At 40.7% G+C, this 13,287-nt stretch carries 13 protein-coding genes; 9 read left to right on the plus strand and 4 right to left on the minus strand.

All coding sequences use genetic code 11. From position 1 onward, the window contains the following. Positions 1-991 (plus strand): hypothetical protein (locus ABL924_RS08050; RefSeq protein ID WP_349026567.1); only part of this gene is annotated, 991 nt, incomplete at its 5' end. Between the two features lie 104 nt (positions 992-1,095). Here ABL924_RS08050 and ABL924_RS08055 read toward each other — a convergent pair. The 3 genes from ABL924_RS08055 to ABL924_RS08065 all read right to left on the minus strand — a co-directional run bounded on the left by ABL924_RS08055 (position 1,096) and on the right by ABL924_RS08065 (position 5,738). After that, positions 1,096-3,372 carry a polysaccharide biosynthesis tyrosine autokinase gene (locus ABL924_RS08055; protein WP_349026568.1) on the minus strand — a complete coding sequence of 759 codons (2,277 nt, stop codon included), beginning with the start codon at positions 3,370-3,372 and terminating at the stop codon, positions 1,096-1,098. A 357-nt stretch (positions 3,373-3,729) separates the two neighbouring features. After that, the gene (locus ABL924_RS08060; protein WP_349026569.1) at positions 3,730-4,956 is read right to left on the minus strand and encodes a polysaccharide biosynthesis/export family protein; all 1,227 of its coding nucleotides are present in this window, start codon (positions 4,954-4,956) and stop codon (positions 3,730-3,732) included. A 338-nt stretch (positions 4,957-5,294) separates the two neighbouring features. Then, entirely contained in the window at positions 5,295-5,738 is a 444-nt protein-coding gene (locus ABL924_RS08065; protein ID WP_349026570.1) for a low molecular weight protein-tyrosine-phosphatase, read from the minus strand. Positions 5,739-6,048: 310 nt separating this feature from the next. On the opposite strand from ABL924_RS08065, the gene ABL924_RS08070 reads away from it, so the two are divergent. Both ABL924_RS08070 and ABL924_RS08075 read left to right on the plus strand, forming a co-directional pair. Next, entirely contained in the window at positions 6,049-7,095 is a 1,047-nt protein-coding gene (locus tag ABL924_RS08070) for an OmpA family protein (protein WP_349026571.1), read from the plus strand. A 187-nt stretch (positions 7,096-7,282) separates the two neighbouring features. Continuing rightward, the gene (locus ABL924_RS08075; protein ID WP_349026572.1) at positions 7,283-9,175 is read left to right on the plus strand and encodes a dynamin family protein; all 1,893 of its coding nucleotides are present in this window, start codon (positions 7,283-7,285) and stop codon (positions 9,173-9,175) included. A 222-nt stretch (positions 9,176-9,397) separates the two neighbouring features. On the opposite strand, the gene ABL924_RS08080 is transcribed toward ABL924_RS08075, so the two are convergent. Then, positions 9,398-9,532, minus strand: coding sequence for a hypothetical protein (locus ABL924_RS08080; protein WP_349026573.1), 135 nt, complete (start codon positions 9,530-9,532; stop codon positions 9,398-9,400). Between the two features lie 174 nt (positions 9,533-9,706). On the opposite strand from ABL924_RS08080, the gene ABL924_RS08085 reads away from it, so the two are divergent. The 6 genes from ABL924_RS08085 (at position 9,707) to ABL924_RS08110 (ending at position 13,181) form a co-directional block, all read left to right on the plus strand. Then, positions 9,707-10,156: a hypothetical protein gene (locus ABL924_RS08085; RefSeq protein ID WP_349026574.1), complete on the plus strand. Its 450-nt coding sequence runs from the start codon at positions 9,707-9,709 to the stop codon at positions 10,154-10,156. A 19-nt stretch (positions 10,157-10,175) separates the two neighbouring features. Continuing rightward, positions 10,176-10,679: a hypothetical protein gene (locus ABL924_RS08090; RefSeq protein WP_349026575.1), complete on the plus strand. Its 504-nt coding sequence runs from the start codon at positions 10,176-10,178 to the stop codon at positions 10,677-10,679. Between the two features lie 111 nt (positions 10,680-10,790). Beyond that, positions 10,791-11,582 carry a hypothetical protein gene (locus ABL924_RS08095; protein WP_349026576.1) on the plus strand — a complete coding sequence of 264 codons (792 nt, stop codon included), beginning with the start codon at positions 10,791-10,793 and terminating at the stop codon, positions 11,580-11,582. Between the two features lie 15 nt (positions 11,583-11,597). After that, entirely contained in the window at positions 11,598-12,134 is a 537-nt protein-coding gene (locus ABL924_RS08100; RefSeq protein ID WP_349026577.1) for an ATP/GTP-binding protein, read from the plus strand. A gap of 2 nt (positions 12,135-12,136) precedes the next feature. Then, positions 12,137-12,781: a hypothetical protein gene (locus ABL924_RS08105; protein ID WP_349026578.1), complete on the plus strand. Its 645-nt coding sequence runs from the start codon at positions 12,137-12,139 to the stop codon at positions 12,779-12,781. 34 nt (positions 12,782-12,815) lie between these two features. Further along, positions 12,816-13,181, plus strand: a complete 366-nt coding sequence (locus ABL924_RS08110; RefSeq protein ID WP_349026579.1) for a roadblock/LC7 domain-containing protein — start codon at positions 12,816-12,818, stop codon at positions 13,179-13,181. The last annotated feature ends 106 nt before the right edge of the window (positions 13,182-13,287 follow it).

Here is a 13,287-nt window from a genome sequence, read left to right on the forward strand (position 1 = left end):
TACCGTTTTTCTGGCTTCTTCTTTTTTTGTTTTCATTGTTTACCTCGGTTTTAGAGATTACTCTCTTAGCCGAGTGTCCGCTAGATTGGGGCAAGATCATAACAAGGCAGGTAATGGAATCGAACACTTTGGCTACGTAGATGGCCGCAGTCAACCGCTAATGCTGTGGGAAGATATTGATGCCGAATCGAAAAATGGCGGCATATCGTCCTGGGATCCAGCATTCCCATTGTCAACTGCGTTAGTACAGGATCTCGGTGCGAACGATAGCTTAAGTTTTGGCAGTTATTTTATTTTTCGAAAATTGGAGCAAAATGTCCAAAGCTTTAAGAGGCGGGAACAAGAAGTTGCGGATTTACTTGACTTCAAAGACAAAGATCAGCGTGAACTAGCCGGTGCAATGATAGTCGGTCGCTTTGAAGATGGTACGCCAGTAACGTTATCAGATGAAGCCAATGATAAAACTCCACCCAACAATTTTAATTACGATGGCGATCTTGGGGTACGCTGCCCCTTTCATGGGCATATCCGAAAAACTAACCCTAGAGGTACAGGAGGCTTTGAAAGCAAACCAGATGAGCGCTTGCACCTAATGGCTCGTCGGGGCATTCCGTTTGAAGATATCGAAAGAAGAGTGCATCCCGATGATTTGCCAGAGGCTGACACTTTGGACGAGTTTAATGAAAAAGTCGCCCCGCTATTGCCAACTGATGGGTTAGGTTTGCTTTTTATGGCGTATAACAACAGTATCGGTAAGCAATTCAAGTTTACCCAACAAGTTTGGGCAAATAATCCTGGTTTCCCCAATCAATTAGGGGAAACGAATTTGGGTATTGATCCTGTCATAGGCCAAGTTAAACAGAAAGTTGAAAACGATGAAAATGTTGGCGATCAAAAGCTTCGAAAAGAATGGGATAATCCTAATTTGTCTGAAGACCAAGTAGTCAGATGTTCATTTGCCGGATTTGTCAAGATGAGGGGAGGGGAGTAATTTTTTTCCCCTAGCCTGACATTTCTAAAAAATTTGTAGTTGCTACTAACATTCATTCTTGTAGGCATCCCCAAAGGGGAGTGAGAGGCTTCCATTATTCAAATTTATTTTTTGGAGCTATATTCATAGACATATCTGTTGTGTGCATGGTTATGTCCAAAGCGAGACGTCACTTCTGGTAGATCGTTAAACACAATGCCCTTCAGGTTTACTCCGGCCTGTGTTAAACGTTTGGCACTTTGCTCCAGTTCACGCATGGGGTGTTCGCCTGATTTTGCAACCATCAAAGTAGCACCTGCCAGTCGTCCAATAATGGATGCGTCGGTAACTGCTAAAATGGGCGGTGAATCAATGATGACATGATCATAATTTTTACTAATACTTGCCAATAAATTACCAAATCGTTCATGTAAAAGTAATTCTGATGTGTTGTGGTACATAGTTCCAGTGGAGATAAAATCCAAATTAACGATTGGTATTCTATGGATGGCTTTATCCAACAAAGGCGGCCAACCTACAGTAGTGTTTAGGATAAGCTCGGAAAGCCCATTTTCTCTGCTTACTCCTAGGGCTTTATTGATGTAACCTTTGCGTAGGTCGCCATCAATTAGCAATATCTTCTTACCTGCATCTGCCAAAACGGCTGCGAGGTTAATGGACACAAAAGTTTTGCCAACTCCTGGGCTTGGGCTGGTTATCATGATTATATTGTTTTGAGCTTCCAAAAATGCAAAATGCAAAGTAGTTCGCAAACTGCGCAAGCTTTCTATGGCTAGATCATCTTTGTTTTGCACGGATAAAATGAGAGGTTCACTGTTTTCTCGCGTGCGGTTTCGTTTAAGTTTTTTGCTGAGCCGTTCTTGAGTCGTACTATGCGGAACAGTTGCGTAAACTGGGATGTGCAGCGTATTTTCGATTAAATCAGGGTCTACTATGCCACGGCGGAATATCCTGCTAATAAAGGATAACGCGACACCAAAAACTAATCCTAAGATGAAAGAAAAAGCCACGATCAGCATTTTTTTCGGCTTAATAGGTAGGTTATTAGGCAATGCGGCATAATCAATCACTCTCAAATCACCGGCGGCACCGGCTTTTGCGACGCGCAAAGTCTGAGCATTGTTAAGCACGGTGGTATACAGCTCGGTATTAATATTAACGTTTCTGGATAACTTTAATATTTCTTGTTGTATTTCCGGCAGGACTTCAATTTTATGATCATGAACACTAATCTGGTTTTTCAATCGGGCAATTTGTTTGTCAACCGCAATAACTGAAGGATACGATTCTGTAAATTTTTGTCTTAAATCTTCTCGTTTCTGCTGCAGTAAGATGATTTCAGTATTAATTTTCTCAGTACTTTCTAAAAGACTTTTCGTTTCTGTATCAAAGTCAATAGAACCTTTTCTAGATCTGAAATCGTTTAACGCTTTTATTGATGCATCCAGTTTTGCTTTAAGCGAGGGCAATTGGTTTTCTAAAAAATCAAGTGTTTTTTGAGCTTCATCTGATTTTTGTCCTATGTTCTGGAGGATATAAATATTAATAATTTCATTTAAGATATTTATACTAGACTCAGGGCTGCTGGATTCGAGCGTTAATTCTAGAATACTTGTAAATTTGCCTTTTTCAGAGACCTGAAAATCTTTTCTAATCTGATTAATTGCATTGGCTTCAGATTGTCGCATGATCGTAAATTGAGTATCTGGCCGGGCTCTTAACATTGAGACAACTATGCTAATGGGTTGCTGCTGGCCATTTAGTTGTTTAATTGCAAGTTTGCCAACTTCACCTGTTAATATTGGTTCATCCTTTCGTACTAATTGGAAAGTGCCATTATTGCCAGCAATTAACAACAATTCTTTATCCAATAAGTCGGAAGGGACGTTTAAAGCCTCAACCTTAATTGATTCTCCTCCCCAAGCATATTGGTTTTGCCCCAATAATTCGCTCGAAACTGTATTGTTCTTATTGTTTTTATCATATCTTTTAGCAATAGCTTCACCAATGACAGGAAAATATTTTGGTTTAGCAATAATATCTAACTTAAGATTTTCAAGAGACAGCCCTAATACAGTTCTTGAATTGATAAGCTCAATTTCAGCTATTCCCTGCGTATCGTTTTTTACCAGCGGCGTTCCCGACTCTAGGGATGCTAGTGATAGAGAATGGGCTTCAATTTGCAACATGGCATCAGCTTTATAGATGGGGGTGTCAATAAGGGCTTTAGCGACACCAAGTGCTAACATTATCAATGTCGTGAATGCAATAAGCCATTTATTGTCAACTAGTGTGGCTAGGATCTCACCTAAATCGATTTTATTGTCGTTCGATAAGTAATCGGCAGAAGAGTTGCTATTATCGGGAATAGTTTTTTGCATTTAATTACAAAACAAAGGTTATTTATATAAAAAGTTAATGTGTTATTTTTAGTGATGTCTCTAGTCTTCTAACGAGAGTGAATTAATGTGCTAGCATTAATATTTATTGGGAGTCTCTTGAAATTTAAAACCTCTGTCTCCCAGCGGGGAAGGGTAGGGATAGAATTTTAAAATCAATAGGTTATGCCTTTAATCATGCCCCTTCCTTGGGGCGATGCATGATAAGGTGACACATCTTAATGGCTAATTGATCGTCTTACCTAGCCTTAATTACCTTGGTAATCAAAATCTCTCTCATATCCGCGACAGGCTAAAAGAACAAAATATTTGATTCAATACTGTCAATTTGGCATCGCTCTAAGGTGCCGCTCTAAATGGTTTGATCTTCAATGAGCCATCGAAGGAGTTCAACAATGTGACAGTGGGCTGAATTTGAGCAATGATTTGATTCCAGCGCATACCTTCTGCACGGTCTACATAAATAACATCGCGAGGTTGTAACGGGAAGCGGTCAGCCAGCAATAAGGCATCGGGTGAAAGGGCATCTAAATGAAATATTTCCGGCTTGCCATTAACAGTGCCGCCTCTAAAAACAAAGATTCGAGCTGCATCAGCCGTTTCTTGGTTTATTCCTCCAGAGTCACTTAGTGCTTCCGTCAAGGTCAATCGACCTTTGTTCATGAAGATACTGCGTGATCTTTGAGTAATATTAGTACCACCAGCAAAGCTATTAACAAGATTAGTTTCACCAATGACGAAAACTTTATTAAATTCTCTGTCTGGGATGTGCAATACGTCACCGCTTTCAAGGAGAACGTTTTGACTAAGATCACCGCCCTCATAAAGAGAAAGCAAATTGATGCTGTAGACCTTATCATTACGCGTTAAGGTTATATTGCGTGAATCAGCTTCGGGCTTTAGCCCACCAGCACCATTGACGGCTTCCAGTACGGTCAAAGGAATGTCCTTTACTACCTGTATGCCTGGCGTGACAACTTCGCCAACGACATAAACTCGCTGGCTTCTATAGCTGGTGACGCGAACATCTAACTGAACTAGCTCAATATATATCGAAAGTTTATTGGTTAATTCTTCTCGAATTTTTTCAACTGTTTTTCCTGCGGCTTGTATTATGCCGACATACGGATAAAAGATATTGCCGTCTTCACCGACGACAGTGCCAGATGCCTCTGCAGAGCGAAACTCCCCTGCGGGGATTGTTAGTTCTGGATGCTCCCACACGGTTATATTGAGGATGTCACGAGGGCCAACCAGATATTGGCTGTAGGGTTCTTTGCTCGGAGTCCCTTTAATTGTATTGGCGCCAATGCGATGGTCAAAATAATGATTGACCACATTGTTTTTCCCTAAGCTTTTGTTGTTAATGTCTTTTTCTAGGTCAACAATCAATTGGGCGGTTATCTGTTTAATGGCCAATTTTTTCAAGATGGTTTTATTGTTTTCCGTAACCGGCATGTCTATGCTCGATTGATCGGAGAATGGACTCATGTGTTGTCCAGGCACAATGGTGCAAGCCAAAAGTTGACTTGTTGTAATCAGGATTAGTAATGCTCTCAATCGCATAAATATAAGTTCCAGCTAATGTGTTTAAGATGCCAAGGCGTAATGGTTTGTAACACTCGTTAATTGTTTGCCATAGTCATTAAGTATGACTTAAATTGTACGCAATTAAGGATAGTATAAATATCCGTATAAATACTTAGGTCTCGTCGATGTAAAAGAATAAGCGCATCAGCGAGTTTTTGCGAAAGTTAAAATGAGATGCATCCGATTTTAACGGGAAAAAAACTTGCCTTTCGCATAGGATAAATTGCCATTGTAGACCCCGTGACCGTCAGCCTTACAAGTTCGTCCTTTGTGTAACGATTGAATCAGTCTAGTTAACTGTTTAATGACCCCCATTATAACTTATGCAACCAATCTGATACACCACGCTCTATTAAATTTAAAGAAGTTGTAAAAGCAGATATATTTTGTCGGTAAGGGTCGGGAATGTCGAAATTTCCCCAATGACCTAGGCGAAAAACTTTACCTTTTGCGGAAGGTTCAAGTTCTTCAATGGCTATTTTGTGAGAAGATTCCATAACTAGGATGAGATTAGCTTTGCGGATCAAATCTTTATTTAATTGATTCGCGCGATAACCTGAAATATCTATGTTTTTAGCCAGCATTAGCTGGCAAGCGTAAGGGTCTGGATGATGTCCAACCAATGCGCCTAAACCAGCAGAGCCAACGATGCTGTGGCCTTTGCCAGAGTCAGAAAGAACTTGCTTTAACAAGCCTTCCGCCATTGGGCTTCTACATATATTTCCTATGCACACGATAAGTATATTTTTAAATAACATCTAATGCTTAAAAATTGCGAGGTTCATTGTTAAAAGAGGATAGCTTCAAAAATAACATAAAATCTGAAACTCCGGCAGTGGAATGTTCTGAAACTGGGGGTTTTATGTGCTAAGAACAGAGTTAAATCAATAATGTTGTGCATTCAAGACAAATGTTGTATAATAAATACAAGGGTTGGGTGTTGTCGCTTCTTTATTGCCTCTTTGTTTTCGCTAGGAGGCTTAACCTGATAATAAGCTTTCCGCCTATTGGTATATAATTAGTTACGTACTTAACCAATTATTTTTCTCACTGAACAAGGATACTATTATGAATAATAAACATTTACTGGCCTTTGCTTTAATAACAAGCATAGGTTTTACCGCTGCCGCGCAAGCAGAAGAGTTCCTTGACAACCGTTGGTATGTCGCGCCTTTCGGTTCGTACGTGAAACCAGGTGGTGATAGAAATTCTAATGTAAAAGGCTACGGTGCTGGCATAGGTTTCGGCAAAATCTTAAATGAACATTTTAATGTTGAGTTGAGAGGTTTTTACAACGGTTTCGATGATGAAACCCCTAGAATTGGGAAAAAAGGTCAATGGGATCTTGCTGGCGGTACTGCGGATCTGCAATATTACTTCTGGCGTGACAAATTCTCCCCTTACACAGTTATTGCGGCAGGCGGCATGAATAGCTATGTCAATGGTAACAGTGGTGTTGGCATCCTTGGTGAAGCCGGAGCGGGTTTCACTTATGAATTCTGTGACAATCTGCTGTTCCGCAGCGACGTACGTTATCGGTACAACAACAACCTGAATGCTCATTTGACACCAGTTGGTGGCACTGATGAATATCATGACATGGTTGTTAACGTAGGCTTTGTTGTTCCTTTAGGTGCTAAACCACAACCAGCAGCGCCTGTTGAGCCTGTTGCCGATTGTTCAACACTCGACTCAGATTCTGATGGAGTAAATGATTGTATAGATACCTGCCCTGGCACAATGGCTGGTAGCAAAGTGAATGCATCAGGTTGCCCATTAAGTCTTGAGTTGAAAGGCGTTAACTTTGAGTATGATTCTGCACGGTTAACCGCTAGTGCAACTGCAATTCTTGATGGTGTTGCTGAAAACCTTATCGCTTACCCACAAAAGAATGATATTGAAGTACGTGGGCATACGAGCAGTGAAGGCAGTAACAGACACAACATGCGTCTTTCACAAAAACGTTCGCAATCTGTTGTTGATTATCTGAGCATGAAAGGCGTGACTAACAGACTGACTGCGCATGGTTATGGTGAAGATATGCCGATTGCTGACAACAGCACAGAAGAAGGCAAATCACAAAACCGTCGTGTTGAATTGGTCTGGGGTAACTAAAGTTACTTGGAAAGCTTATTTAAGCTATCTTAGATGGTATTAAGAAAAAGACCCGCTTTAACGCGGGTTTTTTTTGTCTGAGGAAATCTCTAAAAATATTTAAAAAGCTTAAAAGCCAATGAATAAAATACTGAAATCTTCGAAATTTACAAATAAGCTCCTCGAGTATTCGAACTGGCGCACTCAAATGATTCAAACAATTGAGATGTACCAAAATTGGCGTAAATGCTATAGTTTTGAAGGTGCTAATAGTATTGAAACCATTACCAACATTTTGCAATCATTATCCCAAGACCGGATAACACTCGCTTTTGTCGCCGAGTTTTCTCGCGGCAAGACCGAATTGATTAACGCCCTGTTTTTTGCGGAAACCGGTGTTAGGCTGTTACCTTCCTCCCCTGGTCGAACGACTATGTGTCCTGCTGAATTATTCTTCGACAAAGAAGGCGGTAACTATATACGTTTGCTAGAAATTGAGACGCGCTTAGAAGAAATTCCTTTTTTCGAGTTGAAGAAGGATATTCAACGGTGGAAGCAAATCGACCTTGATCGTACTAATCCTAAGCAAATGCAATCGGCTTTTCAAGAACTGGTGGCTGTTAAGCGGGTGAGCAGGGAAAAAGCCATTGAGTTGGGACTTTTTGATGAAAAAGAAGCGGCTGAACAGGGCATTATAAATCCTGAAACAGTCGAAATTCCGTGTTGGCGTCACGCTTTGATCAGTTTTCCGCATCCATTGTTGCAAGCGGGTTTAGGAATCCTCGATACGCCGGGCTTAAATGCGCTAGGTAGCGAACCTGAATTAACCCTTAGTATGCTACCCAGTGTGCAAGCTGTTGTTTTTGTTATTGCTGCTGATACAGGCGTTACCAAAAGTGATTTGTCGATGTGGAATCTTCACGTTTGTAGGGTTACTAATTCTAACAAGAATGGTCTTGCCGTCGCCATGAATAAAATCGACTCCATGTGGGACGAGCTAAGTGATGAAAGCAGTTATGAACAATCGATCCGAACACAGGTTGAAGCATCTGCGATGACGCTGGGGATTTCTGAAAATTTTATATTTCCAGTATCTGCCAAACAGGCGTTAATCGCAAAAATTAAAGCTGACGATGAGTTATTGAGCCGGAGTAAAATTAATGCCTTAGAGAAATATTTGTCCGAAGATATCATAAATCATCGCCAAAATATCTTGATGGATGTTGTTTTGCGAAATGTTGGTTTTTTGATTAAAGAATCTTTTACATTGACCGAAATAAACTTTGAAAACGATTCGAAACAATTGCACGAGTTTAAAAAGTTAAATTTCGAGAATCAAGACTTGATTAACGAAATGACTCAAACTGCACAACATCAACAAAATGCGTATTTTAGTAATATGGAGCTTTTTAAAGCGACTAGTAATGAATTTCGCAAAAAATTTACTTCATTAATTGAGTCCTTGTCGCCATCTCGATTCGATAAAATTATAAAAATCAATAGAATAGAAATTAGCAGCAGTATTACTACCTATGCCATGAAACAAGGCATAAAAAGACTGTTTGACGACTTACAAAGCCTGTTGCAGGAATGTGTAAGTATTTCAAACGACATGCAAAAATTCATCGTAAGAATTCATACCGAATTCGATACGGAATACGGTTTCAAGGAAATAAAACCACAGTTATTCGTGATAAGTATTTACCAAGCCGAATTAGAGGGGATATTCAACCTCGGCGAGCAATTTCGTATTAGCACTAATACCGCCCTGACAGAAAAAAGCATTGTTGTGCAAAAACTTTACAATACCTTAATCTTTCAGGCTAGGAATACTTTATTCAAAGCAAGAAGAGATGCAATGGTTTGGGGCAACAACGTATTGTCACCTATCAAAAACCAGATACTGGATCATAAAAAACAAATTGAAAACCGTCTGGTGATTTTACTTTCAGCGGGCGAATCAGAAAATAAACTAAACGAAAATATAGCTCGGCTAGAAGGGGAGCTAGAATATCTCTCAAAACAGCGGAATGAGTTGGGTGAAGTCATTGCTACCATGCAACGGGTGAATGGCATTACGGCCTGTCAACTAGGACTTTAATCTCAGCACACCAAGTGACATACCGCTTGGTGTGCTTAACAAATCCGCTAGGTTCGTTTCAAAATTATGCATGCCATTTTAGAATAAAAATTAGTCCCATTGATGTGATATTAAATCGACAAAGCAGTCTTTTCTCCCCGTGTTGACTACCCCGCCTGCCTTCGTCAAGACAACAAATGCAGTCCCCCTTATAAGTCCTACTCATTATTAACTCCTTCCGAATCAGCTATGGATGACAGCCCGGCCAGCTATTGAGTTATGCCATTTTGGTTGGATAACAAATTCTTGCTGGGCGGAGTCTATCGTTGACGCACCAGCGTAATTCCAAATGCCTTGCCCCACGTTCGTATTCATCACAGATATATCTCCAGCATTGGCAGCTTCTGCTAATGATCGGTGTAACGCCTCAAGATTTCACGGCTAATCAATAAATTGTCGCCATGATTTCAAACTAAGCAACACAGATAAGCAAGTTAATAATAATGTACTACAATTTATGCAATACGAGTCACCGATGGTCATCCAATAAATATGAGTACGCGCATGATTACAGCTAACAATCAAAATGATACGAATGAGCTGGGGATGAAAGACTTTTTTTCTGATAAAGACGCTGCAGGATTCTATGAATGGCACGATTGGTCGGCTGAGCAAGGTTTAGAACGGCTGGTTTTTCGGGTTTCTAGGAGTCCTAGATATTTACAAGCCCATTTAGAACGGATTTATTATTGTTTTCAACATGACCTGAAAGAACAGCTTTTCGGTTCCCTCGTCGATTTATTAATTGTCCTAAACAAAGATGGCAAAGCACTAGGTAGACGGATGATTCGGGGTTCTCGATCAAAGTTGACTGAAAATCAGTTTCTTATGCTGGGCGACCAACTCAATAACATCAGTTCGGGCAGAGAACTATTTCCTGATAGCCGTTATTCGGTTTTTTCCAAAGGCTTGCAGTCAGTGGCTGTGTTGGTGCAGACATGATTTTTTTAAAGGTTAAGCTGTGGCTAAAAATAACAAGCCTTTAAAAGTTGCGTTGCATGGTATGGATAGCCGAGCTATTAAAATCATGATGTTGTTTTTGCAAGGGCCGTGCGGTGGCGCAGCTTATGTGGTGAATGCAGAAGATGCTGATGTCGATATTTTTGATGGTGATGGGGCTGATTCAAAAGACTCAATAACAAAGCATTTACAAGAAAATGCACTAAGACCTGTCATTGTTTTATCGTTGTGGGATTTCGTGCAAGAAGGGGTGCTACACGTAGCAAAACCAGCCTCAACGAGCGATATGTTGATGGCTTTAGAGCGAGCCAAAGCACTAGTAGGCATGTTATCAAAAAAAGCTGCCAAAACAGGCCGCCCCTCATCCTTACAAATTGTTGATAAAGTTGAACCGGAGAATTTGCACTATACTTCGGAAAAACTTCATAGGTCTTTAATACCGCAATCTATTGTGGAAGACACGCTACTAGATGTCGACGATTGGTTTGAGTCCAGTTTGAAATAGCTATGGAGAAGGTGGGCTATTGAAAAAAGATTACAAAAAAAGTCGCCGAGGTTGTAATGTCTTTTGCATCGCAAACTCAAGCAAAAAAGCATCGACAATGGATGAGAGAGTTTGAAAAAACAAGAGCTTAAAATGTTTGTGCCTGATAAAGATGAATGCCATAAAACGGCCAAGCATCAAACAGCGATGCGTTTGGATGAAAAAAGTTTTCATAATTATATCGGCGCAATTGAAGATTTTGACGTAAATGACCCTACGCAATTTATAAACGCTCATTACCAGCCAAAGAATTATTATCAGGGTTGTTTCCAAGCTGCTTTTGCAGAAAGCCAAATTTTGATGCTGCAAACCAATTGGTCTCCTATCATTCTTTTTCCACGTACGCACGAAGTTTGGTTTGATGGCGATGATCTTGAATTAAGAGAGCTTGCCGAAAGACCGCTTAATCATAAAACCTTAAAGACAGAAATGGCGGTTGTCCCAGAAGACCTGTCTACGATGAATATAGCCGGTACTTTGGATAAGATTCAAAATATGGATGCTTTTTTATGGAAATTGGCCTGCTGGGCCTCGAAGGGACGCTATCCTGAGTCAATTGAATACAATCTACCTGTTTATTTAAAAAGCTGGCCTAATTTTACTCGGTTACTGATTACGCCTCATGCACTCAGAATTGCAGCTTTACTTATCCAAAGACCTAGAAGCATGGGTAATTTAGCCCAAGCTCTTGATATTAAACCCCAATATGTTTTTGTGTTTATCAGTGCCGCTCATGCAATTGGGTTGGTTGATCAAGCAAGAAGAACTGCCGATAATCTGGTGCAACCACCGGACATGCCGCCCAGCAAAGATCAGAAGCTGTTGGGTCAACTTATTGGTAAATTGCGCGGAAACGAAGCATAACAGAACATTGAATTTATGAGTCAATATAAAATTATTTTTACCGGTCCTGTAGGTGCTGGAAAAACCACAGCTATACAAGCCATTAGCGATGTACCGCTTATTAAAACCGATGCAACTCCGAGTGACATGACTAAGCTGAGAAAGCCCTCGACGACAGTTGCCATGGATTATGGCATTGTGAATCTTGCCGATGGCGAGAAAATTCACCTCTATGGAACTCCCGGCCAAGAGCGTTTCGATTTTATGTGGGACATATTGACAACTGGGGGAATCGGCTTAGTTTTATTGTTGGATAATACGAGAGCCGATCCGTACAAGGATATGTGGTTCTTTTTGGATGCTTTCAAAAAATATATCGCGGAGACAAGTGTTGCGATTGGTATCACGCAGATGGATATAAGCAATAAACCGACCATTGCCGATTATCATGATCAGTTGCAAATATCAGATTTAAATCCACCAATTTTTGCTGTTGACGCAAGAGTAAAGAACGATGTGTCTTTGTTGGTGCAATCATTGCTCTACTCATTGGATCCAATCTTGGCAGAATAATTATGATTGATTATACGTTAACAGAAGGACTCTATTTGTCTCCCACGCCTGCTGGTGCATATTATGCTGTTTCTTCCAGCGACTCAGACAAGCCTCGTCAATTCATCAGACAGTTGCTCCGGCAACCGGTAACCAAGGCATTGACACTTGACAATCTACATCAATTGACAGGGCTTGATGACCCGCAAGAATGTTTCGAATTACTACATCATTGCCAAAAACTGTGTTGGGTGCAAGGATTGGCGACTGAACTCGAATATCCATCTGATTTACTTGAAAATATATTGCCTGATTTGCTCAGGAATATATCTGAAAGTGGCAAGGTATTATTGGCCGATATGCAGGGTTTTTATCTTGCCAGCAACGGTTTTCCGCACGAGGTAGCCGAAGAGCTATCAGCGCTGAGTGCTGAACTTGCAACCCTTCATGAACGTCGTTCTGGGCTGTTGATGAATAATTTGGGCTTAGCCAGCCATACCTGGGGAATAATTGACGTATTCGGCAACAGTCAGATCGGTTTTTGGCCGCTGTTTATAGGTAGAAATCGTTTCGTCATTGTCATTTCCGGGGTTCCTCATTTTAATCAACCGGAATTTGTTAATTTGGTCTGGGCCTTATCCAAACGTTATGCCATTAATGAAAACTAACTGAATTTATTTTATATCGAAAAGAGGAAAAAATATGCGCGCAGACTTACTCACTTCTGTATTGACAGATTTAAACGGAACTTCCGCAGATATCGAGGCATCAGGTATCATCTCGACGGACGGGTTAATGATTGCATCCGTGTTACCGGTTGGCATGGATGAGGACAGGGTGGGTGCGATGAGTGCCGCCATGCTATCTCTAGGCGATAGGACTGCCCAGGAACTGGCACGGGGTACATTAGAACAGGTATTAATTAAAGGTGCAAAAGGATACGTATTAATGACCTACGCCGGTACGGATGCGGTACTGACGGTTTTGGCCAAACCTAATGCAAAGCTGGGACTAATTTTCCTGGATGTAAAACGTGCGGCTGAGAGCATTGTCGGTTTGCTGGAATAAAACAGAATGCGTTAAATTGACTGTGTTTAAGGTTTCAATATTAGGCTTCGTAATATGGGTAAGCGTCGCTCAAGGTTATGTAGAATCTTTATAAGGGGATCTCTAA

This window comes from Methyloglobulus sp., assembly GCF_040079455.1.
Taxonomy (GTDB): Bacteria; Pseudomonadota; Gammaproteobacteria; order Methylococcales; family Methylomonadaceae; genus Methyloglobulus.

Bases quoted from the DNA above. Each gene is read 5' to 3' on its own strand.
- ABL924_RS08075 (WP_349026572.1), top strand. From the start codon at position 7,283: ATGATTCAAACAATTGAGATGTACCAAAATTGGCGTAAATGCTATAGT.
- ABL924_RS08070 (WP_349026571.1), top strand. From the start codon at position 6,049: ATGAATAATAAACATTTACTGGCCTTTGCTTTAATAACAAGCATAGGT.
- ABL924_RS08105 (WP_349026578.1), top strand. From the start codon at position 12,137: ATGATTGATTATACGTTAACAGAAGGACTCTATTTGTCTCCCACGCCT.
- ABL924_RS08060 (WP_349026569.1), bottom strand. From the start codon at position 4,956: ATGCGATTGAGAGCATTACTAATCCTGATTACAACAAGTCAACTTTTG.
- ABL924_RS08100 (WP_349026577.1), top strand. From the start codon at position 11,598: ATGAGTCAATATAAAATTATTTTTACCGGTCCTGTAGGTGCTGGAAAA.
- ABL924_RS08065 (WP_349026570.1), bottom strand. From the start codon at position 5,738: ATGTTATTTAAAAATATACTTATCGTGTGCATAGGAAATATATGTAGA.
- ABL924_RS08055 (WP_349026568.1), bottom strand. From the start codon at position 3,372: ATGCAAAAAACTATTCCCGATAATAGCAACTCTTCTGCCGATTACTTA.
- ABL924_RS08110 (WP_349026579.1), top strand. From the start codon at position 12,816: ATGCGCGCAGACTTACTCACTTCTGTATTGACAGATTTAAACGGAACT.
- ABL924_RS08085 (WP_349026574.1), top strand. From the start codon at position 9,707: ATGAGTACGCGCATGATTACAGCTAACAATCAAAATGATACGAATGAG.